This window comes from Pelagibacterium mangrovi, from assembly GCF_036662815.1.
In the GTDB taxonomy this organism is placed as follows: Bacteria; Pseudomonadota; Alphaproteobacteria; order Rhizobiales; family Devosiaceae; genus Pelagibacterium; species Pelagibacterium mangrovi.
The window spans coordinates 103,432-122,398 of record NZ_JBAFXA010000006.1; the positions used below are offsets into that span (position 1 = coordinate 103,432).

At 63.0% G+C, this 18,967-nt stretch carries 22 protein-coding genes; 9 read left to right on the forward strand and 13 right to left on the reverse strand.

Features of this window, described 5'->3' with window-relative positions:
• Positions 1-1,050 carry a GTP 3',8-cyclase MoaA gene (gene moaA / locus V4T21_RS11720; RefSeq protein ID WP_332716834.1) on the forward strand — a complete coding sequence of 350 codons (1,050 nt, stop codon included), beginning with the start codon at positions 1-3 and terminating at the stop codon, positions 1,048-1,050.
• Positions 1,051-1,208: 158 nt separating this feature from the next.
• Here moaA and V4T21_RS11725 read toward each other — a convergent pair whose 3' ends face one another.
• A complete protein-coding gene (locus tag V4T21_RS11725) occupies positions 1,209-1,685 on the reverse strand; it encodes an Lrp/AsnC family transcriptional regulator (protein WP_332716837.1) in 477 nt (158 codons plus the stop codon).
• Positions 1,686-2,001: 316 nt separating this feature from the next.
• Here V4T21_RS11725 and V4T21_RS11730 point away from each other — a divergent pair, with 316 nt between their 5' ends.
• Positions 2,002-3,525 carry a sensor histidine kinase gene (locus tag V4T21_RS11730; RefSeq protein WP_332716840.1) on the forward strand — a complete coding sequence of 508 codons (1,524 nt, stop codon included), beginning with the start codon at positions 2,002-2,004 and terminating at the stop codon, positions 3,523-3,525.
• A gap of 225 nt (positions 3,526-3,750) precedes the next feature.
• Here the strand turns inward: V4T21_RS11730 and V4T21_RS11735 are convergent, their stop codons facing one another.
• Complete coding sequence (locus V4T21_RS11735) at positions 3,751-4,434, reverse strand: glutathione S-transferase family protein (RefSeq protein ID WP_332716843.1); 684 nt, start codon at positions 4,432-4,434, stop codon at positions 3,751-3,753.
• A gap of 17 nt (positions 4,435-4,451) precedes the next feature.
• Complete coding sequence (gene cobT / locus V4T21_RS11740) at positions 4,452-5,468, reverse strand: nicotinate-nucleotide--dimethylbenzimidazole phosphoribosyltransferase (protein ID WP_332716846.1); 1,017 nt, start codon at positions 5,466-5,468, stop codon at positions 4,452-4,454.
• Positions 5,469-5,635: 167 nt separating this feature from the next.
• On the opposite strand from cobT, the gene V4T21_RS11745 reads away from it, so the two are divergent.
• From V4T21_RS11745 to V4T21_RS11755, 3 genes are all read left to right on the forward strand, one after another.
• Complete coding sequence (locus V4T21_RS11745; RefSeq protein WP_332716848.1) at positions 5,636-6,418, forward strand: adenosylcobinamide-GDP ribazoletransferase; 783 nt, start codon at positions 5,636-5,638, stop codon at positions 6,416-6,418.
• 16 nt (positions 6,419-6,434) lie between these two features.
• Complete coding sequence (locus V4T21_RS11750) at positions 6,435-7,121, forward strand: retropepsin-like aspartic protease family protein (protein WP_332716851.1); 687 nt, start codon at positions 6,435-6,437, stop codon at positions 7,119-7,121.
• Positions 7,122-7,198: 77 nt separating this feature from the next.
• Positions 7,199-7,822 (forward strand): class I SAM-dependent methyltransferase, encoded by a 624-nt coding sequence (locus V4T21_RS11755; protein WP_332716853.1) that lies wholly within the window; start codon positions 7,199-7,201, stop codon positions 7,820-7,822.
• A gap of 5 nt (positions 7,823-7,827) precedes the next feature.
• Here the strand turns inward: V4T21_RS11755 and dusA are convergent, their stop codons facing one another.
• The 8 genes from dusA to V4T21_RS11795 form a co-directional block, all read right to left on the reverse strand.
• The gene (dusA, locus tag V4T21_RS11760; RefSeq protein WP_332716855.1) at positions 7,828-8,823 is read right to left on the reverse strand and encodes a tRNA dihydrouridine(20/20a) synthase DusA; all 996 of its coding nucleotides are present in this window, start codon (positions 8,821-8,823) and stop codon (positions 7,828-7,830) included.
• 71 nt (positions 8,824-8,894) lie between these two features.
• The gene (locus V4T21_RS11765) at positions 8,895-9,581 is read right to left on the reverse strand and encodes an RES family NAD+ phosphorylase (RefSeq protein ID WP_332716857.1); all 687 of its coding nucleotides are present in this window, start codon (positions 9,579-9,581) and stop codon (positions 8,895-8,897) included.
• Entirely contained in the window at positions 9,578-9,988 is a 411-nt protein-coding gene (locus V4T21_RS11770) for an antitoxin Xre-like helix-turn-helix domain-containing protein (RefSeq protein WP_332717474.1), read from the reverse strand. Before V4T21_RS11770 ends, V4T21_RS11765 begins: the two co-directional genes overlap by 4 nt.
• A complete protein-coding gene (locus V4T21_RS11775) occupies positions 9,978-10,166 on the reverse strand; it encodes a hypothetical protein (RefSeq protein ID WP_332716859.1) in 189 nt (62 codons plus the stop codon). Before V4T21_RS11775 ends, V4T21_RS11770 begins: the two co-directional genes overlap by 11 nt.
• Before the next feature lie 18 nt (positions 10,167-10,184).
• Positions 10,185-10,766 (reverse strand): DUF6969 family protein, encoded by a 582-nt coding sequence (locus tag V4T21_RS11780; protein WP_440589651.1) that lies wholly within the window; start codon positions 10,764-10,766, stop codon positions 10,185-10,187.
• Entirely contained in the window at positions 10,766-11,197 is a 432-nt protein-coding gene (locus tag V4T21_RS11785) for a hypothetical protein (protein ID WP_332717485.1), read from the reverse strand. Before V4T21_RS11785 ends, V4T21_RS11780 begins: the two co-directional genes overlap by 1 nt.
• Positions 11,194-12,408, reverse strand: a complete 1,215-nt coding sequence (locus V4T21_RS11790) for a YeeE/YedE family protein (RefSeq protein ID WP_332716862.1) — start codon at positions 12,406-12,408, stop codon at positions 11,194-11,196. Before V4T21_RS11790 ends, V4T21_RS11785 begins: the two co-directional genes overlap by 4 nt.
• Before the next feature lie 94 nt (positions 12,409-12,502).
• On the reverse strand, positions 12,503-13,405 hold the full coding sequence (locus V4T21_RS11795) for a sulfurtransferase (protein WP_332716864.1): 903 nt from the start codon (positions 13,403-13,405) through the stop codon (positions 12,503-12,505).
• Positions 13,406-13,629: 224 nt separating this feature from the next.
• On the opposite strand from V4T21_RS11795, the gene V4T21_RS11800 reads away from it, so the two are divergent.
• On the forward strand, positions 13,630-14,565 hold the full coding sequence (locus V4T21_RS11800; protein ID WP_332716868.1) for an AEC family transporter: 936 nt from the start codon (positions 13,630-13,632) through the stop codon (positions 14,563-14,565).
• Between the two features lie 12 nt (positions 14,566-14,577).
• Here the strand turns inward: V4T21_RS11800 and cfa are convergent, their stop codons facing one another.
• Together cfa and V4T21_RS11810 are read right to left on the reverse strand one after the other, a co-directional pair.
• On the reverse strand, positions 14,578-15,693 hold the full coding sequence (gene cfa / locus V4T21_RS11805) for a cyclopropane fatty acyl phospholipid synthase (protein WP_332716871.1): 1,116 nt from the start codon (positions 15,691-15,693) through the stop codon (positions 14,578-14,580).
• An 87-nt stretch (positions 15,694-15,780) separates the two neighbouring features.
• A complete protein-coding gene (locus V4T21_RS11810) occupies positions 15,781-16,041 on the reverse strand; it encodes a hypothetical protein (protein WP_332716874.1) in 261 nt (86 codons plus the stop codon).
• A 177-nt stretch (positions 16,042-16,218) separates the two neighbouring features.
• On the opposite strand from V4T21_RS11810, the gene V4T21_RS11815 reads away from it, so the two are divergent.
• The 3 genes from V4T21_RS11815 to V4T21_RS11825 all read left to right on the forward strand — a co-directional run bounded on the left by V4T21_RS11815 (position 16,219) and on the right by V4T21_RS11825 (position 18,361).
• Complete coding sequence (locus V4T21_RS11815) at positions 16,219-16,593, forward strand: YciI family protein (RefSeq protein WP_332716876.1); 375 nt, start codon at positions 16,219-16,221, stop codon at positions 16,591-16,593.
• Positions 16,590-17,846, forward strand: a complete 1,257-nt coding sequence (locus V4T21_RS11820; RefSeq protein WP_332716878.1) for an RNA polymerase sigma factor — start codon at positions 16,590-16,592, stop codon at positions 17,844-17,846. Before V4T21_RS11815 ends, V4T21_RS11820 begins: the two co-directional genes overlap by 4 nt.
• A 116-nt stretch (positions 17,847-17,962) precedes the next feature.
• Positions 17,963-18,361 carry a VOC family protein gene (locus V4T21_RS11825; RefSeq protein WP_332716881.1) on the forward strand — a complete coding sequence of 133 codons (399 nt, stop codon included), beginning with the start codon at positions 17,963-17,965 and terminating at the stop codon, positions 18,359-18,361.
• The last annotated feature ends 606 nt before the right edge of the window (positions 18,362-18,967 follow it).

The following is an 18,967-nucleotide window of genomic DNA, read 5'->3' on the forward strand; positions in this document are numbered from 1 at the left end:
ATGGATATAGCGCTCTATAGTGCGGTAATGAGTTCGAGCCCATCGCCAACCTCACCGCGTCCGCTCATCGACGGCTTTGGCCGTCACGTCACCTATTTGCGCGTGTCGGTGACCGACCGATGCGATTTCCGCTGCACCTATTGCATGGGCGAGGACATGGTGTTCCTGCCCAAGAGCGAAGTGCTCAGCTTCGAGGAAATCCAGTCCGTCATCGGCGCATTCGTCGCCCGTGGCGTGCGCAAGGTGCGCCTCACGGGGGGCGAACCTCTGGTGCGGCGCGATATCATGAAATTGATCGAAGCGCTTTCGGCCCAGCACCTCGCAACCGGTGCGCTCGATGAATTGACGCTGACCACGAACGGAAGCCAGTTGGCAAAGCACGCCGACCGGCTGTTCGAATTGGGCATCCGCCGGATCAACGTGTCTCTCGATACGCTCGATGCCGAAAAGTTCGCGGCCATCACCCGGCGCGGGCGGCTGGCCCAGGTGATCGAGGGGATCGAGGCTGCCCGGGCGGCGGGCCTTGCGGTCAAGCTCAACATGGTGGCGCTCAAGAACGTCAACGAGGACGAAATCGTCCCGATGCTCGAATGGGCGCATGCCAACGGGTTCGAGCTGACCTTGATCGAGGAAATGCCCCTGGGCGATGTCGCTTTCGACCGCGCGGACACGCATCTGTCGCTGCGTACCGTGCGGGATCGACTTGCCGAGCGCTATACCCTGACCCCCATTGCCAAGCGCACCGGCGGTCCGGCCCGCTACATGCAAGTGCACGAGACCGGCGGCACTATCGGTTTCATCACGCCACTGAGCCATAATTTCTGCGAAAGCTGCAACCGGGTGCGCCTGACCTGCACCGGCCAGCTCTATATGTGCCTGGGCCAGGACGATCGCGTCGACCTGCGCGCCGCGCTGCGCGAAGGCGGAGCCGAGGGTCTGGATGCGGCGTTGGAGAGGGCGATGATCCTCAAGCCCAAGGGCCATGATTTCGTCATCGCCCGCCGCTCCGCACCCGCCGTCGAACGGCACATGTCGGTGACGGGCGGTTAGGCTGAATTGACATTCAGAAGCGCTTGGCTGACGCAGCACTAGCTTCCGGGAATAAACCCCGGAATGACAAGGTGAGTTTTGGGCAGTGCCATGCCTGTACCCACCCCCAGATTTATTCCCGGGGTCCAGAACCAAGGCCACCTGAATGTCGATTGATCCTAATCGTCGATTACGGCGAATTCGAGCGGCAGGGCTGTCGTATATTTGATCTGTTCCATGGCGAAGGACGAGCTCACGTCCGACAGCGCGATCTTGGCGATCAGCTTCTTGTAGAACACGTCATAGGCCTGGATCGAGGGCACCACCACGCGGAGCAGATAGTCCACGTCCCCGCTCATGCGGTAGAATTCGACAACCTCGGTGAAATCCTCGACCACGGCCGCGAATTTGCGCAGCCATGCATCGTTGTGCTCGTTGGTCTTGACCGCAACGAAGACCGTGACGCCGGCATTGACCTTCTCGGGATCGAGCACGGCGACGCGGCGTCTGATAACCCCTTCTTCCTCCATCTTCTGGATACGGCGCCAGCACGGCGTGGTCGAAAGCCCGACCTTCCGGCCGATCTCGGCCACCGGCATGGTGGCATCCTTTTGCAGAAGTTGGAGAATCTTGCGGTCGAGTTTGTCGAGCGCCATGCGAGCCCCTGAAATAGAATTCTTCAAAACTACGAATTTCCTGGGGATACTGGAAAAACATCCGCCCCATTCCCGCATTTGAGCCGGCCATGTTGCCCATGTCAAGCGATGGAAGGCACGGCCTCCTTTTGTGCGTTTCGCTTTAACCCGGCGGCAACCGATGCTTCGCACGGCGCTATGGTGAAAATTGCGTCTAAACCCATGCCTCGTCTCAACGCCCTGTTAACTACGCACGCCTTAGCGTTGGTCCGTCGCGTACGGATCGGCTCGGTTTGAGTGGGTCCGATGAGTAGTTGAGTAGCGTAACGAGAGTTCGATGGCCTCCAGCCAGGCAAGCCGTGCATCCGAAGCGCCGCGTCTGCGCGAACCGCGCCGTACAGTGCAGCGCGCGGTTCTCGATGCCCGCCAGAAGCTCACTTCGAGTTCGGGCACCCGTGCGCCTTTCGACTACGAACTGCTCGACGATTACGCCGATGCGCGCCTGACGAGCCTCGTTCCCACCCTGCTGCTACTCGGCATCCTCTCGGTGGCCGCCGTTCTTTGGATTCCGCCCACCATCGCCGCGATCTGGGCGTCGGTAGTATGTCTTTCCAACCTCGGCGTCGCCTTCATCTGCCGCAGCTTTCGCAAGGAGAGCGAAAGCAAGTTCAATCCGCGCCGCTGGACGCGGACCTTCGTCATCGGCGAAAGCATCAACGGGTTGGCCTGGGCCACTCTGCCTATCCTCACGATTGCCGGCGGCGGGCAGGATATCCAGATCATCATTTTCGCAATGCTTCTGGTGGGCGTCGCGGCCAATGCGGTCGCCACCCGCACCCTGCCCAGCGCCACGCTCGCCGCGACCTTCCCGGCGACGGTCAGCGTCGCGGCCATGCTCATCCTCACCGGCGGCACGCTCAACTATGCTATGTCGGTCGTCGCGATCGGCGCGTTTTTCTTTTTCCTGTTCCTCACCCGCCAATTGCACAAATCCGAGATCGGCAATCTCGAGCATCAGTGGGAAAAGGACGGGCTGATCCTTGAGCTCAAGGAAGCGCGCTCGATGTCCGACGAGGCGCGGCGGCAGGCCGAACAGGCCAACATCGCCAAGTCGCGGTTCCTGGCCACCATGAGCCACGAGTTGCGCACGCCGCTCAACGCCATCATAGGTTTTTCCGAAGTGCTCAAATCCGAGTTGCTAGGTCCGCACGGGGTTGCCCAGTACAAGGAATATGCAGGCGACATCCACGCCAGCGGCCAGCACCTGCTCAATCTCATCAACGAGCTTCTGGACCTCTCGCGCATCGAGGCGGGCAAATACGATCTGAACGAAGAAGCGATCAGCCTCGTGGATATCTCGGACGATTGCCGGCGCATGCTGGAAATCCGCGCCAGGGCCAAGAATATCGAGCTCCATTTCGAAGCGGGCGAGGCCATGCCCAAGATCTGGGGTGACGAGCGCGCCGTGCGGCAGGTGGTGCTCAATCTGCTCTCCAATGCCATCAAATTCACCCCGCAGACGGGCAAGATTGCGCTGACGGTGGGGCGCTCGACGGATGGCGGCCAGTTCGTTTCGGTGGTCGACAACGGGCCGGGAATTCCTGAGGAGGAGATCGAAACCGTACTCTCCTCGTTCGGTCAGGGATCGCTGGCCCAGAAGACCGCCGAACAGGGTGCTGGCTTGGGCCTGCCCATCGTCCAGCGCATCATGGACCTGCACCAGGGCCGCTTCGACCTCTTCTCCAAGCTGCGCTTCGGCACCGAAGCGATCGCCACCTTCCCACGCGCCCGCGTCATGGAAGGGATGGCTCCCGTGGTCGAAAAACGCAACCGGCTCGAGATTTACTCCGAGGCGTCGTGAGGAGGAGCGGCTTACGCCGCTGCATCGCCAAAGCGATGCGTACCCCTCATCGCCAACCCTTCTCCCTCAAGTGGAGAAGGGGCTCTTGTTGCAGCGCTGATCTTTTCTTCAGACTCCGCCAAAAGCTACCCTTCTCCCCTTGAGGGAGAAGGTGGGCTTTCGCTTGAAAAGCGAAAGGTCGGATGAGGGGTGCGCAGTGCTTGCGGCAGGATTTAACGCCGGCGGCTAAACCGCCCGCAAATCCTCGATCAGCGAACCCACCTGCGTGATTTCCGCGTCGTGCGGCAAATCACGGATGGTTTCGGCCACACCCGCCTCGTACCACTCCTGCATCGCAGGAAGCGCGAGCAGGCGTTCCGCGTAAGCCATCGCCGTATCGCCGAGTTTCAGCCCATAGGTCTGAATGCGAAACGCCACCGGGCAGAAGAAGGCATCAACCGCAGTGAAGCTTTCGCCTGCGAGGAAAGGACCGCCGAACCGGTCGAGCCCTTCGGTCCAGAGTTCGTCAAGCCGTGCGAGATTGGCTTTCAAGCCATCGCTTTGCTCGTGGAGCCGGACGCGCACGCCCACATTCATTCCGCAGATATTGCGCAAGGCCGAAAAGCCCGAATGCATTTCCGCCGAGGCCGAGCGCGCCCAGGCCCTGGCCTTGCGGTCGGAGGGCCAGATTTCCGAATGGGCTTCGGCCAGATATTCGGTGATCGCCAGCGAATCCCAGACGGTCAGCCCGTCATCCACGAGGCACGGCACCAGTCCCGTGGGCGAGAACTTGCGGAACTCCGCATAGGTCGCCCCTTCGAGGAACGGCACGAAGCGTTCCTCGAACTCAATGCCGAGCGTCTTGAGCAGAACCCATGGCCGCAGCGACCATGAGGAATAATTCCTGTTTGCGATATAGAGCACGTACATCGGTCACTCCCCTAGGATCAGATGCTCTTGCCGTCGACCGCTGCCTCGGCAAAAGTCGCCATGTTCTTGTGCACGTGCAGCGCCGTCTTGCACAGGATTGCCCCCATCGCGGCGCCAGTGCCCTCGCCCAGCCGCATGCCCAGATCGAGCAGGCCGGTCCTGCCCATCCGCTCCAGCGCTCTTGCGTGACCGTGTTCGGCCGAAACATGGGCAAACAGGCAGTGGTCGATCGAACCGGGCGCCACCGCATGGGCAACCGCCGCCGCCGCCGTCGCGACGAATCCGTCGACGATCACCGGCACTTTCTGGTGACGCGTGGCGATGATCGCACCGACCATGGCGGCGATCTCGCGCCCGCCCAGATTGGCGAGAATGTCGAACGGCGTATCGAGCCGGCCCGCATGGCGCATCAGCGCGCGGTCCACCGCATCGGCCTTCCGCTTCAGCCCGGCCTCATCCACGCCTGTCCCGCGCCCCACCCATTCGGCGCCGGTGTCGCCATAGAGCGCGGCGTATATGGCCGCGGCGACGGTCGTGTTGCCGATGCCCATCTCGCCGATGCAGAGCAGGTCCACGTCGCCGGCAATCGCCTCCATGCCGTAGGCGATGGTGGCGGCGCAGGTGCGCTCGTCCATGGCGGGGACGATTGTGAAATCGCCCGTCGGAACATCGAGGGCCAGTTCGAACACCCGCAGATTGATCTCGTGCAGCGCGCAGATCTGTGAAATCGCCGCTCCGCCCTTGGTGAAATTGTTGACCATCTGCTTGGTCACCTCACGCGGAAAGGCCGATACGCCCTGATCGGTCACTCCATGATTGGCCGCAAAGATCGCCACCATGGGATCGTCCATCGTCGGGCTCGGCTTGCCCTGCCAGCGGGCCAGGAACTCCACGAGATATTCGAGCTGGCCGAGCGACCCCGCAGGCTTGGTAAGCTGGGCATCGCGCGCCCTCACCGCCGCCACCGCAGCCTCGTCGCCATCGGGGCCGAGCATCAAGAGGTCCTGGAAATCGGCGAAGGCTTGGGCGGACATGGCGGCTCCCGGATTCGGATGTTAGAGTGCTTCCAGCAAAAGTTCGATACCACTTTGCGGTTCGGAAGCGTGATAAAACAAAGACTTGGAGCAATTGAGCGATTCGAAGAAACGCGAAAATGCTCCAGGAGGGGTGTTCTTGTGGGCCAAGCAGAGGAAAAACGCAATTGAGCGCGCCCAACGACCATCCGCTTGCCGGCTTTATAATGGCCGTCCGGTTCTTTTCGCGCCTGCCCACCGGCTCGAGCCCCCATGCCACCCCGAACCTGGACCGTATCGCCAAGATTCTGCCCCTCGCCAGCCTCGCGATCGGGATCGGCCCGGCGGTGTTGCTGTTCGTAGCCATCCATGCCGGCCTCGATCCGCTTTTTTCCGCCCTCCTCGCCGCAGCGGCGTCGGCCATCGCCGGCGGCGCGATGAGCGAGGACGCGGCGGCCGATGCCGCCGATGGGCTGTTTGGCGGCTCGACGCGGGAACGTCGGCTTGAGATCCTCAAGGACAGCCGTCACGGCACCTATGGCGTGCTCACCATCGTCTTCGTGATCGGGCTCAAGGCCGCCGCGCTGGCCGCGCTCGCCATGCGCGATCCTCTGGCAGCGGCGCTGGTCTGGCTCGGCGCAGCGATCCTCGCACGGTCGGGCTCGCTTTATGTCGCCCTCGCCCTTCCCCCCGCCCGCTCGACCGGAGCGGCGGCATCGGCGGGGCAGGTTTCCCGGAACGGATTTGCGATCGGAGCCGTTCTCGCCCTTGCCATCGCCTCGGCGTTCGTCCTGCCTTTCGCAAGCGCCTGGGGCTTCGCTCTTGCCCTCGTCTTGGCAGTCGTCATCGCTTGGGGCTGGACACGGCTTTGTGAGCGATTGGTGGGCGGGCAAACCGGCGATCTGATCGGCGCGCTCAACGCGCTGCTTGAAATCGCCCTATTGGGTACCTTTATGCGTATAGTCGGTTGAGCTTTTCGGAAACTGCATGCTGTTCGTCGCCTTCGCCATCCTCATCACCCTCGGCCTCGCCATTGCGATCAGCGCCGATGCGGGGGCCGTGTTCGGGCTGACGCAGGCGCAGACCGCGAGCGCCATCCCCCTTGTCATCATCGGCACGCTGCTGGCGAGCGCCCTTGTGGGGCGCCGGCACAAGCTGGGCGAAATCCTTTCCGGCTTTCTGGTCTGGGTCGCCATCGGTGGCCTCTTGGTCCTGGGCTACACCTATCGCGGCGACCTGCAGCGGATGGGCCATCGGGTGGTGGGCGCCCTCCAGCCCGGGGCGGCCATCGTCGATCCGCAATCGGGCAATGTCCACATATCGCGCTCGTTCGGTGGCAGTTTCGAAGTCGATACCGTGATCAACGGCGTCTCGACGCCGATGATCTTCGATACGGGCGCCAGTGCAGTCGTGCTTTCGTTGCGCGACGCCGAAGCCGCAGGCATCGACACCTCCACCCTCACCTATTCGGTTCCGGTGCAGACCGCCAACGGCGAGGGCCGCGCCGCGCCCATCCGCATCAAATCCATGGAAGTGGGCAATATCGTCCGCAACAATGTCCGCGCCTTCGTTGTCGAGGACAACGCGCTCGAAACCTCGCTCCTGGGCATGACCTTCCTCGAAACGCTGTCGCGCTACACCGTTAGCCAGGATTCACTCGAACTGCACAATTGATCGGGATCGTCCCGGTCATTCAAATTCAGCATTACCTATGTAAGTCTGAACAAAAGGCAGTTGAGGGGAGCCCGATCATGGCGCAGACAAACGCATTCTGGAACAGGCTGGCCGATCGATATGCGAAATCGCCGATCGCCGACGAGGCATCCTATCAGACCAAGCTTGAACTAACCCGCCAATTTCTTCGGCCCGACATGCGGCTGCTGGAATTCGGCTGCGGCACCGGCGGCACGGCCATCTTCCACGCTCCGCATGTAGCCCATATCGACGCCATCGATTTTTCGGAAAGCATGCTGGAATTCGCGAGGGCCAAGGCCGAGGAGGCCGGCGTCGAGAACGTGTCGTTCGAACTCGGCGACATCACCACCCTGCCCATGCCGGACCAACCCTATGACATGGTGCTGGGACTAAGCATCCTGCATCTTCTGGAAGATCCCGACGCCGTCATCGCCAAGGTGCGCGATATGCTGGTTCCCGGCGGCTATTTCGTCACCAGCACGGCCTGCATGAACGATATCATGCCCTGGTTCAAATACGTCGTCCCCATCGGACGCGCGCTCGGCAGGCTTCCCCATCTCACCTTCATGGGCGCCGACGAGCTGGTCGAAAAATTCCAGGCCGCTGGCATCACCATCGTTCACCGCTGGCAGCCGGCAAAGAACAAGGCGCTGTTCCTGATCGCGCAAAAGCCGGATTAGATACGTCAGGCGACCTTGGTTTCCTCGGCGGATCGGATATGCGCGAATGCCGCCGCGATCACTTCGGGCCCCGCGCCGGGTTTGCAGGCTTCGACCGAGAGAATTTGCCGGAAACGCCGCGCGCCCGGCAAGCCGTTCGCGAGCCCCAGCATATGCCGCGTGATCTGGTTGAGCCGCGCGCCCCTGCCCCGCTCTTTTTCGGCATAGACGGTCATTGCAGCTTCGATCTCGTCGAGCGTGCGAGGCAAGCCGGTTTCCCCGAAAAAACGGGCATCGACATCCGCGAGGATCATCGGCTCGTGATAGGCGACGCGGCCCAGCATCACTCCATCGACATGGCCGAGATGGGCGTCGCACTCATCGAGCGTCTTGATGCCGCCATTGATCATCACCGGGACTTCGCCGAGCCGCTGCTTGAGGCGATACACCCGATCATAATCGAGCGGCGGAATATCGCGGTTTTCCTTGGGCGAAAGCCCCTTGAGCCAAGCCTTGCGCGCATGCACGTAAAGCGCATCGATACCGGTGGGCAGCACCGTATCGACGAAACGGTTGAGATCGGCTTCCGAATCCTGATCGTCGATGCCGATCCGGCATTTGACCGTTACCGGCGTGTCGGTCGCCCCGCGCATGGCCCTGAGACATTCGGCGACCAGCTCGGGCTCGGCCATCAGGCAGGCGCCGAACTTGCCCGACTGCACCCTGTCTGACGGGCAACCCACATTGAGATTGATCTCGTCATAACCGAACCGATCGCAGATCGCGACGGCCTCGGCCAGCTCACGCGGATCGGACCCGCCCAGCTGCACGGCGACGGGGTGTTCGCTCTCGTCATAACCGAGCAATCGTTCCGCATCCCCATGCACCAGCGCCGCGCTGGTCACCATTTCGGTAAACAGCAGCGCGCGGCCGGACAATTGCCGGTGCAGATACCGGCAATGCCTGTCCGTCCAGTCCATCATCGGAGCTACGGAAAATTTGCGCGATTGGTCGAGTTGCATTGGCCTAGATTGTCGCGAAAGCTGAAGTGTTCGCCCTTCACTTAGTCGCGCGCCCGAGCCGACACAAGCCGTCAGAGCGCGAAGATTGCGCTGGTGCGGCAGTTGCGCACGCGGTCGACTCTTGCGCCATCCCAATGAAAATCGAAATGATCGCCCTGGATCGGTGCCGCCATCAGGTCCGGCCAGAAGATGCCGACACATTCGCCGCCGGGGCAACGCACGCTGCGGTAAACCACGCCGTTGCTGCCTTCCCCGCGCAACTGCCTGCCCAGCGCCTGCGAGGGGGCGTAGTCGTCGGGCCGGTGACAATCTTCGCGTTCGCGCACATCGTGAAGCGCGAGATCCAAGGGGTTGACCAATATCCGGAACTGCGACGTCCACCCCGGCGTCTCATTGCTGGCGGCCATGGCCCTTCCGTGATGGTAGGCGACCTCGCGGATCGCCACCTCTTCCCTGTCGCCGGCGCTATAGACACCATAGGTTCCGTCGGTGAACCGGCCCGGCCTGTCGGTACTGACATGGACGAAGGGCGCCATGAGGAAGCTTGCGCCCGGCCCGCCCACGCGCCGCGCCGGCGGGATAAGATCGAGCCGGCCGATATGCTCCCAAATGCGCGGATTGGTCTTGGATTCGGCCGACGCCAGCGCCTCCCAGTCGGCGGGGTCGGCGATATCCTCGAAAAGATCGATAGGCGGGTGGATCGACCGGATGATCCTGTAGGCGCGGTCCCAGCGAATTTTCGCTATGGGAACACTCACCAGCCACCCCGTTCGGCGTCGAGATAAGACCGCACGCGCGCCAGCGCGAAGATGCTGCCCTCGGCCATGATGTCGACCGGCGCGCGGCCATTGAGCGCCGCATTGGGTTTGCCGACCCAGGCATAGCCCCGCTCCGGATCGGTAAACAGATAGCGCAGCCCCTTGTGGATGCCCATGAGCAGGGAGAGCCGCGTCGCCAGATCGCGATCGATCCGCCCCACTTCCCCCGCCTTCCAGCGCGCATAGGTGCGCGCCGCCAGGCCGCCGAGGATTTCCCGCGCCTTTGCGTCTGAAACATTCCAGCGGGCAAAGAGATTGACCACCGCCCGCGCCATCGCGGCAGCCTCGGTATCCGTGATCTGCGGCTGTTCCGGCGCCGCTACCGCTCGGGGAAGTTCATGCAACATCATCATTCACCTTTTGGCACAAAATAGGCGAAATGATGCCATTTGGCAAGAGCGCAGATAAAAGAACCCAAGCACGGGCGGTTTGGCTGACGGGATTGGTGTGGGGCGATAGGGTAGCCTCAAACTCAAGCTTGTCATTCCGGGATTTATTCCCGGAATCCAGCAGCGGCATTTCCATAGCCGCCAACGCCAACCGCTAAAACCGCAATTCCGACGTCACTTCCAGCGAGCGGTCGTCGCGCACCGCCACATCCGCCGCCGGCTGATGGGCCGCCAGCGTCCTGTCGCGTTCGCGGATGAGGCTGGCGATTTCATCCTCATGGGCCGCCAGCACCGCCGTCAGCCAACGGTTGACCAGATAAGAGGGACGCGGCATGTGCACGTCGAATTTTTCCAACAAGGTGATGGTCGGCTCGGCGTCGAGCCAATCGTCGCCCACCACCCATTGGTTCACCGTGAACAGCCGCACCAGTTTGCCATAGGGATCGACCCCGACCGCAATCAGGTGATGGATCGGTCCGCCGACGCCCTGGGGCCGAACGAAGCAATGGAAATGCCCATGTTCGGTGGCGCCATCCGGATCGTCGGCCGGATGGCTGTGATAGAACCATTGCGCGCCCGTCGCGGGATCGAACACGTCGTCCTTGGGGTAATGCGTCCATGTCGAAATGTCGGACGCGTCCCGCAGGGTTTCGGTCAACACCGTGAGCCCGCCCTTGGCGAGCACGGCTTCGCAGAAGGCGATTTCGCGCTGGGCCTGCTGGCGGGCATCACTCATCAGTCGACCACGAGATCGGGCGCCTCGGTGGCGCCTTCGGGCATCGGGGCCGGAGGCGGCGGAGGAGGCGCCAGTTGCGGTTCGGCCTGCGGCATGGGGGCCGGCGGTGGAGGCGGAGCCGCAAGCTGGCGTTCGCCTCCTTCGGGCATGGGCGCGGGCGGTGGCGGGGGTGCCGCCAGAGGCGCGCCCGCCGCGCATGGTGCAGCGGCAACCGGCGCACCGGCGGCACAGGGAGCCGCGGCGACCGGAGCGCCCGCCGCGCAGGGCGCACCGGCCGCGCAAGGGGCGGCGGGTCCAGCGGTCCCCGCCTCGCTCTGGGCTATGGGGTTTTCGGCCCGCGCGACCGGATGGGCGACATGGTCGGCAATGATCGCGGCGGTTCCGACGGCCAGCGCCGCGCCGAAAAGCAGGGTATTACGTCCGGTCATCATTTCTTGGCAAATCCATCGAGTCCAAACAGCGGGCGAGCCCAGATGCCGACCATCGAGCCGACAAAGGCACACAGGAACCACAGCCAGCCATGCAGGCTTCCCGAGGCGATGCCCGAAAACAGCGCGCCGATGTTGCAGCCGAAGGACAGGCGAGCGCCATAGCCCATCAGAATGCCGCCGACGGCGGCAGCCAGAAGCGAGCCGAACGGGATTTTCGCCTTGGGCGCGAACTTGCCGGCCAGCGCGGCGGCCAATCCGGCGCCCAGGATGATGCCGAAATCCATGACCGAGGTGTTGTCGGTCAGAACCGATGAATTGAGCGCCTGGGCCTGGGCCGGCCAGGTCCAGAACTCCCATGTGGCGACGGGAATGCCCGCCGCATCGGCGATCTTGGCGCCCCAGAGGCCAAACCCATAGGTGATCGACCAGGGGTGGCCTGCGACGAGCAGCGTCGCGATGTTGAGGATGGCCAGCATCAGCCCTGCCCCGACAAGCGGCCAGGGACCGTACAGCAGCCAGCTCCAGCCAGGACGGCGCGGTTCGGGCTCGCTTTCGAGATTGCCGTGTGCCCGTTTTTCAATAACCGCGCTCACGATGGCGACCAGCGAAAGACCGATCACCGTCACCCCGATTGCGGCGGGAAGCCCGAACTCGATACGCAGGTCGACGATGCCCATATTGGGCTGCAGCAGCCACCAGGGCAGATGTGCGGTGCCCAACACGGCACCCACGATAAAGAACGCCAGCGTCACCAGCATGCGCGCCGAACCGCCGCCCACCGTAAACAGCGTGCCCGATCCGCACCCGCCGCCGAGCTGCATCCCAAAACCGAAGATCGCGGCCCCGACGATGACCGACACCCCGACCGGACCAACGGCGCCGACCAGCGGCTGTCCGCCGAGATTTCCCGCTGCCAGCAGCGGCATCATGGCCAGCGCGGCCACACCGATCATCAGCATCTGGGCGCGCATGCCACGGCCGCGCTTTTCCACCACCATGCGACGCCAGCCGCCGGTAAAGCCGAAGGAGCCGTGATAGAGCGCGGCACCGAGCCCGCCGCCGATGAGGAACAGCGTCGCCTGGCGCAGGTCCACGAGATACCAGATGGCGATAAAGCCGAGCAGAAGGCCCAGTCCCGTCACCAGCGTCGGCGCGCGGTCGGAAACCGCCGCCGGGAGATAGCTGGGACGTTCGAGTGCGACGTCAGACATTTCGATCTTTCAGTAAAGGGTTATGTGCTTGAAATGAAAAACAGATGCCCCGAAATCCGGGGCATCTGCAAGGTCAAGGGAGAGTTTGACCGAACTATTCCACCGGACGGGCCGGATCGAGGGTCCATTCGGCCATCGAGCCATCGTACATGGCGGCCTTTTCGTTGCCGAGAATTTCGTGCAGCCCGAACCAGGCGACCGAAGCCCAGTGACCGGTGTTGCAGAAGGAAATGTTTTCCTCATCTGCACCCACGCCGACAGCTTCGAGCAACGCGGCAACCGTCTCGGGCTGCGCGAACCGGGCATATTCGGCGCTGTAGAATTCCGAATGGGGAATGTTGACCGAACCGGGGATGGTGCCGAGGGAAGCGACCACCGGGCTCTTGGACTGGCCTTCGAACTGCTCGACGGGCCGGCCATCGATCAGCGGCACGCCGTTTTCCAGAGCGGCCAGCACGTCATCGGTCGTCGCCCGCAGGCTTTCCTGCACATCGGCGACGAATTCCGCCGCCTCGGGTTCGGCGAGTTCGGCCACGCGTTCGCCGCCAGCCGCATCATATTGCCGCCAGCCGCCGTCGAGGATCGAAACCTCCTCATGGCCGAGATATTTGAAGGTCCAATAGACGCGCGTCGCGCCGCCGATTTCCGAGGAATCGGTGCCCCAGGGCACGATCACCACGTGATCGTCGTCATCGATGCCAAGACCGCCGATCAGTTCCGCCACCTCTTCGACGGGCGGGATCTGTCCCGGCACGCCCTGCACTTCGGTGCGCCAGCCGGCAGAGGCATAGGGCGCGACGACGGAATTGGCGATATAGGGCAGATCGCCCAGATCGGTGCCCTCGATATCGTCGCGGATGTCGACGATGACGAGGTTTTCGGCACCCGAATTGGCCTTGAGCCATTCGGCATCGACGAGCGGCCTGATTTCCGACTGGGCGACGGCCGGCGCGGCGAGGACCGCGGCTACGGCGAAGGCTGTGAACGCCAGACGCATTGATTTTCTCCCGGATGTGTTGTTGCCCGCATAATCGCGCAATGCCGGTCAAAGTGCGAGAACTGGGCGATCAAAATTGCCGCGTCGCGCAAAAAAGCCTGCCCTCAAATGCTCCCCAGTGAGCATGGCTTGCCCATGTTCCTGAAAACGCTACCGAACCGGTAGAGCTTGCGCCGGCAAAACAGGGTGCTAGAGAGGAACGATATTCCTCCCCACGGCCATCCATGCTCGCTCTCATTTTCTCAGCCCTGCTCCCCATCGCGCTCATCATCGCCCTGGGCCATCTGCTCAACCGCTTTGGTTTTCTGGGGGCGGCGTTCTGGCCGCAGGCCGAGCGGCTGGCCTATTTCATCCTCCTGCCGCTGCTCTTCGCGCACGGGCTTTATCGCGCCGATCTTTCCGGCGTGCCCATCCCGCTCATCGCCGCGGGCCTTGTCGGCCCTGCCGTCCTCGGAACGCTGGCGCTGCTCGCCGCCAACCGCCTCACCGGCTTCGATGGGCCTGTGCTCACCTCGGTGGTCCAGGGCGGGATACGGTTCAACAATTACGTCGGCGTCACGGCCGCCGTGGGCCTGCTCGGCGTATCGGGAGCAGCGCTCACCGCCGTCGCCAATGCCATTCTCGTGCCCACGGTCAACATCATCTGCGCCCTGGTCTTCGCCCGCTATGGCACGCGCCAGCCCAGCGCGCTTGGGGTCGTCAAATCCATCGCCCTCAACCCGCTGATCCTGGGCTGTCTCGCGGGCATCGTCCTGCGGCTGACCGGCATTGCGCTCCCCGCCGGCATCGAGGGCTTCATGCAGGCGATGGGTCAAGCCGCGCTGCCCATAGGCCTCCTCTGCGTGGGCGCGGCCCTCAACTGGGATGCGCTGGGGCGCGGGATCAAACCCGTTCTCGTCGCCACCGCCACCCGGTTCGTGCTGGTCCCCGCCATCACCGCCGCCATTTGCATCGCGGTCGGACTGACGGGTCCGGCGGCGCTGGTCGTGCTGCTGATCCAGTGCCTGCCCACCGCCTCGTCGGCCTATGTCATGGCGAGGCAATTGGGCGGCGACGCCCCTCTGATGGCCGGCATCATCGCCTTCCAGACCGTGGCCGGCGTCGTAACGGTGCCAATCACGCTGGTGCTGCTCGCCCCGATGATCGGCGCGGGTGTCTAGCTTGCATCTATCCTAACGGATCGACACATATCCGCCCTTGAGCCCATCCTTGGAATAAACGATCTGCCACAGATGCACCCAGCGCGCGCGGAACGCGGCGGCGCACATCAGCAGATAGTATCGCCACATGCGGTAGAACCGCTCGCCATACCGATCCTTGAGCTCAGGCCACGCCGCCTCGAAGCGCTCGTGCCAGACCATCAGCGTGCGGTCGTAATCGGCGCCGAAATTGTGCCAATCCTCCATGATCAGCTTGCCCTCGACAGCGCCCGTCACCTGCCGGGGCGATGGCAGCATGCCATTGGGGAAGATGTATTTTTCCAGCCACGGCTCGCCCGAGCTGCGCGTCAGGCTTCCGCCGATCGAGTGCAGCAGGAACAGCCCGTCATCGGGCAGCAGATCATGCACCTTGGAGAAATAGCTGTTGTAGTTCTTGAAGCCCACATGCTCGAACATCCCCACCGAAACGATGCGGTCGAAATGCCCGTCGAGCTCCATATAGTCCATCAGTCTGGTTTCGATCGGCAGATTGCCGCGAATGTCGTTGGCCAGCGCCATCTGCTCTTTCGAAACCGTGATCCCAACGCCCGAAACGCCATACCGTTCGGCGGCGAACTTGAGTAGTCCGCCCCAGCCCGATCCGATATCGAGGATACGCATCCCCTCCTTCAATCCAATCTTGCGGCAGATCAGGTCGAGCTTGGCTTCCTGCGCTTCCTCCAGCGTTTCGGCGTCACGCCAATAGCCGCATGAATAGATCATACGCGGATCGAGCATGCGCTTATAGAGGTCGTTGCCGATATCGTAATGTTTCTCGCCCACTTCGCGCACATTGAGTCGCTGCGGGTTGAGCAAAATGCCCTTGATGGCGAGGAACGCCAGGGCGAAATCGAACTTGATCTTGCTCTGAAGCTGTCCGGTTAACACGCGATAGAGAAACTGGTCGACAGCGCCGGCATCCCACCAACCGTCCATATACGCCTCGCCCAGTCCGAGCGAGCCCTGCGTCATCACGCGGTTATAGAGGCGATCGTCGTGCACCTGGATATCCCAGGGCCTGCTGCCGCCGATTTGGATGTCGATTTGAGAAAGAAGATCGGTGATAAAAGACTTGAACTTTGCAGACATGGGGCCCGCTCAAACAAATAGTGGCGCGCGAGAGCGCGGGGAGAAAAGACTCCCACCTCACTAAAATTTGCTCGCGTTGTCCAGTACCTATGGAACCCAGTCTTCGGCGGGCTCGCTCGTCCCCGAATAGCCGTCTTCATCATCGGCGGTTTCCAGAATACCGATGAGCTCGGCGACTTTTCCCGTCGGAAGATGGTCCCCGTCATTGACCAGGGCTTCGTCCGACTGAACCCAGGCCAGCGCCTTGGCGAGTTCGGCCGCACTGGCGTCGGTGGCGGCGATTTCGGCGGCAAGCTGGTTGTCGATCGGGCCGAGCAATTGCTCGATTTCCTCGCGCGTAATGGCCATCGCACTCTCCCTTGATGGCGTTCACTCCCATCCAATGCCCGAGCGGGCGAGCGGTTGCAAAACGACTGGCGTTCGGCGCTCCATCGAGTCACTCTCGCGCGGCCCAATGCAAAAATTTCGCCCGGCCTGTCGGCAATCGGCATCCGGAACCGTCCTCGGCTTACAGGGAGTTAAGCCATGCTCTATGCGATCCTTTGCTACAACGACGAAGCCGCCGTCGGCGGCTGGTCGAAAGCCCATGACGACAAGGTCATGGCAGACCTCCTTGCCGTTCAGAAACCGCTCGTGGAAGCGGGCAAGATGGGCCCCGTCGCCCGCCTGATGCCCACCACGGCCGCGACCACGCTGCGCAAGACGGCGGGCGAACCCATGGTTCTGGACGGACCTTTCGCCGAAACCAAGGAACAGTTCCTCGGTTTCTATGTCATCGACGCGGAAAGCCTCGAAGAGGTCGTGCAGGTGGTGCGCGACCTGGCCGAGGCCAATCCGGGCATGGGCTCCTATGAGATCCGCCCGGTCCGCGACTTCTTTCCCGGAGCCGCACCAAAGTGAACGACAAGGAAGCCGACTGGATAGGCCTGACCCTGGCAGGCGCCCGCCCCAGGGCGGTCGCTGCCCTCTACAGGTATTTCCGCAACCTCGACATGGCCGAGGAAGCGTTCCAGGAGGCTTCGCTTCGCGCCCTCAGGTCCTGGCCCAGGAACGGTCCGCCGCGCGATGCGGCGGCCTGGCTGATCCTCGTGGGCCGCAACAGCGGCATCGATACCGTCCGTCGCCAGGCCCGCTTCACCGAACTGCCCGACGAAGAGCGCATCTCGGACACTTCGGACGCCGAAACCGACATCGCCGACAGGATCGACGAATCCCATTACCGCGACGATATCCTGCGCCTGCTTTTCGTCTGCTGCCATCCGGACCTGCCGGCCACCCAGCAGATCGCGCTGGCCCTGCGCATCGTTTCGGGCCTGACCGTCAAGCAGATCGCCCGCGCGTTTCTGGTTTCCGACGCGGCCATGGAGCAGCGCATCACCCGCGCCAAGGCCCGCATCGCCAAATCCGGCGCCAGCTTCGAAACCCCTGACGCCGCCGACCGGGCCGAACGCGTGGGCGGGGTCGCGGCCATGGTCTATCTGGTCTTCAACGAGGGCTACACCTCTGCCGGCGAACGCGCCGACACCCGCAACACCTTTTCCGCCGAAGCCATCCGCCTGGGCCGATTGCTGCTCGGTCTGTTTCCCACCGAGCCCGAACTGATGGGCCTTCTGGCGCTCATGCTCATTCAGCAATCGCGCGACGCCGCCCGTTTCGATGCCGATGGCAACATCATCCTGCTCGACGATCAGGACCGCACGCTTTGGGATCGGCGCATGATCGACGAGGGCCTGGCGCTGATCGACAAGGCCATCCGCCATCGCAGCCCCGGCATCTTCCAGATCCAGGCCGCCATCGCCGCCCTCCACGCCCATGCCGCCAAGCCCGAGGATACCGATTGGGAGGAAATCGAGCTGCTTTATCGCACCCTCGAAACGCTCCAACCCTCTCCCGTCGTCACCCTCAACCGGGCCGTCGCGGTTTCCAGGCTCGCCGGCCCGCAAGCCGCGCTCGACCTCATCGAACCCCTGGCCGACGCGCTCGGCGGCTATTTCTACTTCCACGGCCTGCGCGGGGGATTGCTCAAGGATCTGGGCCGGATCGAGGAGGCCCGCACGGCTTTCGACATCGCCATCGCCCATGCCAACACCACGGCCGAGGCTGTCCATATCCGCGCCCATCTCGACAAGCTGGGCGGTCCACCCTCAGCGTAGGTAGAGATTCAATTGGTTCGCTTATCGATTCAGGTGTATCGTTTCCTGAATCCGGATTTCACCCTTAGCGATTGATTTTACATCGCTTTTTACATCTACTCGGGAGGAGGCCCAACATGAAGATCAACCCCTATCTCAACTTCGCCGGCGACTGCCGCGCCGCTTTCACCTTCTATCAATCCGTCTTCGGCGGCGATCTCGAACTCACCGCCCACAAGGATACGCCCTCGGCCGAACACGTCCCCGCCGAGATGCAGAACCAGATCATGCATGGCACCCTGAAAATCGGCGACGCCATCCTCATGGGTTCCGACGCCCCGATGGCCAGCGCCAATTCCTTTTCGGGCACCTACATCTCGGTCCACCCCGACGCCGTCGAAGACGCCGACCGTATGTTCGCCGCGCTCAAGGAGGGGGGAACCGTCGAAATGGATCTCGAACAAACCTTCTGGGCCAAACGCTTCGGCATGCTCCGCGACTGCTGGGGCGTGAAGTGGATGTTCAACGTGGAGTGAGGTTGGCGTGTGGGGCAGCCTCAGAGCCCCACACAACCGCCAGAAGCATGCCCCGACCCTTCCCACACCCCCACCGCTGTCACCCCGGGTTTATCCCGGGGCAAGGTACGCTCGCCGCCCTCAGCTTCTTCTCCAACACGTACCAAGTGCCCCCCCAGCCGCGCCGCGCTCGCCGCACTTTTCCTTTTTTGGGGAAAGAACCGACCCCGGCGCGCATACCTCGCCCCGGGATAAACCCGGGGTGACAAGCGAGTGTTTGAGGCAAGACTAGGGGTGGGCAACGCCGGGTGCTTGACGCACTGCTCTGCCCCCTCTCCAGCCTGTCATTCCGGGATTCATTCCCGGAATCCAGCTTCAGCCCCGCCACTCGCTTCACCGTCAAGACCATCCACCCCGCAGCACCGGCCCCAGTTCCCCTTCTCCCCTTGAGGGAGAAGGTGGGCCGGCGAAGCCGGGTCGGATGAGGGGTGCGCTGAGCCTGCGCCAAACGCCCTCTTCAAAAACTTATCCCCGCTCCCTAAACCCGCGCCATACTCCCCCTCACGACCCCGCGCTTATGGACGCAAGCGCAACGAACGTTTGGGCGGGATCGGTTCGGGTCCGTTG

Bases quoted from the DNA above. Each gene is read 5' to 3' on its own strand.
- V4T21_RS11730 (WP_332716840.1), top strand. From the start codon at position 2,002: ATGGCCTCCAGCCAGGCAAGCCGTGCATCCGAAGCGCCGCGTCTGCGC.
- V4T21_RS11770 (WP_332717474.1), bottom strand. From the start codon at position 9,988: ATGTTGCATGAACTTCCCCGAGCGGTAGCGGCGCCGGAACAGCCGCAG.
- V4T21_RS11790 (WP_332716862.1), bottom strand. From the start codon at position 12,408: ATGTCTGACGTCGCACTCGAACGTCCCAGCTATCTCCCGGCGGCGGTT.
- cfa (WP_332716871.1), bottom strand. From the start codon at position 15,693: ATGTCTGCAAAGTTCAAGTCTTTTATCACCGATCTTCTTTCTCAAATC.
- V4T21_RS11750 (WP_332716851.1), top strand. From the start codon at position 6,435: ATGCTGTTCGTCGCCTTCGCCATCCTCATCACCCTCGGCCTCGCCATT.
- V4T21_RS11795 (WP_332716864.1), bottom strand. From the start codon at position 13,405: ATGCGTCTGGCGTTCACAGCCTTCGCCGTAGCCGCGGTCCTCGCCGCG.
- V4T21_RS11755 (WP_332716853.1), top strand. From the start codon at position 7,199: ATGGCGCAGACAAACGCATTCTGGAACAGGCTGGCCGATCGATATGCG.
- cobT (WP_332716846.1), bottom strand. From the start codon at position 5,468: ATGTCCGCCCAAGCCTTCGCCGATTTCCAGGACCTCTTGATGCTCGGC.
- V4T21_RS11775 (WP_332716859.1), bottom strand. From the start codon at position 10,166: ATGGAAATGCCGCTGCTGGATTCCGGGAATAAATCCCGGAATGACAAG.
- moaA (WP_332716834.1), top strand. From the start codon at position 1: ATGGATATAGCGCTCTATAGTGCGGTAATGAGTTCGAGCCCATCGCCA.
- V4T21_RS11785 (WP_332717485.1), bottom strand. From the start codon at position 11,197: ATGATGACCGGACGTAATACCCTGCTTTTCGGCGCGGCGCTGGCCGTC.
- V4T21_RS11815 (WP_332716876.1), top strand. From the start codon at position 16,219: ATGCTCTATGCGATCCTTTGCTACAACGACGAAGCCGCCGTCGGCGGC.
- V4T21_RS11735 (WP_332716843.1), bottom strand. From the start codon at position 4,434: ATGTACGTGCTCTATATCGCAAACAGGAATTATTCCTCATGGTCGCTG.
- V4T21_RS11810 (WP_332716874.1), bottom strand. From the start codon at position 16,041: ATGGCCATTACGCGCGAGGAAATCGAGCAATTGCTCGGCCCGATCGAC.
- V4T21_RS11725 (WP_332716837.1), bottom strand. From the start codon at position 1,685: ATGGCGCTCGACAAACTCGACCGCAAGATTCTCCAACTTCTGCAAAAG.
- V4T21_RS11825 (WP_332716881.1), top strand. From the start codon at position 17,963: ATGAAGATCAACCCCTATCTCAACTTCGCCGGCGACTGCCGCGCCGCT.
- dusA (WP_332716855.1), bottom strand. From the start codon at position 8,823: ATGCAACTCGACCAATCGCGCAAATTTTCCGTAGCTCCGATGATGGAC.
- V4T21_RS11800 (WP_332716868.1), top strand. From the start codon at position 13,630: ATGCTCGCTCTCATTTTCTCAGCCCTGCTCCCCATCGCGCTCATCATC.
- V4T21_RS11780 (WP_440589651.1), bottom strand. From the start codon at position 10,766: ATGAGTGATGCCCGCCAGCAGGCCCAGCGCGAAATCGCCTTCTGCGAA.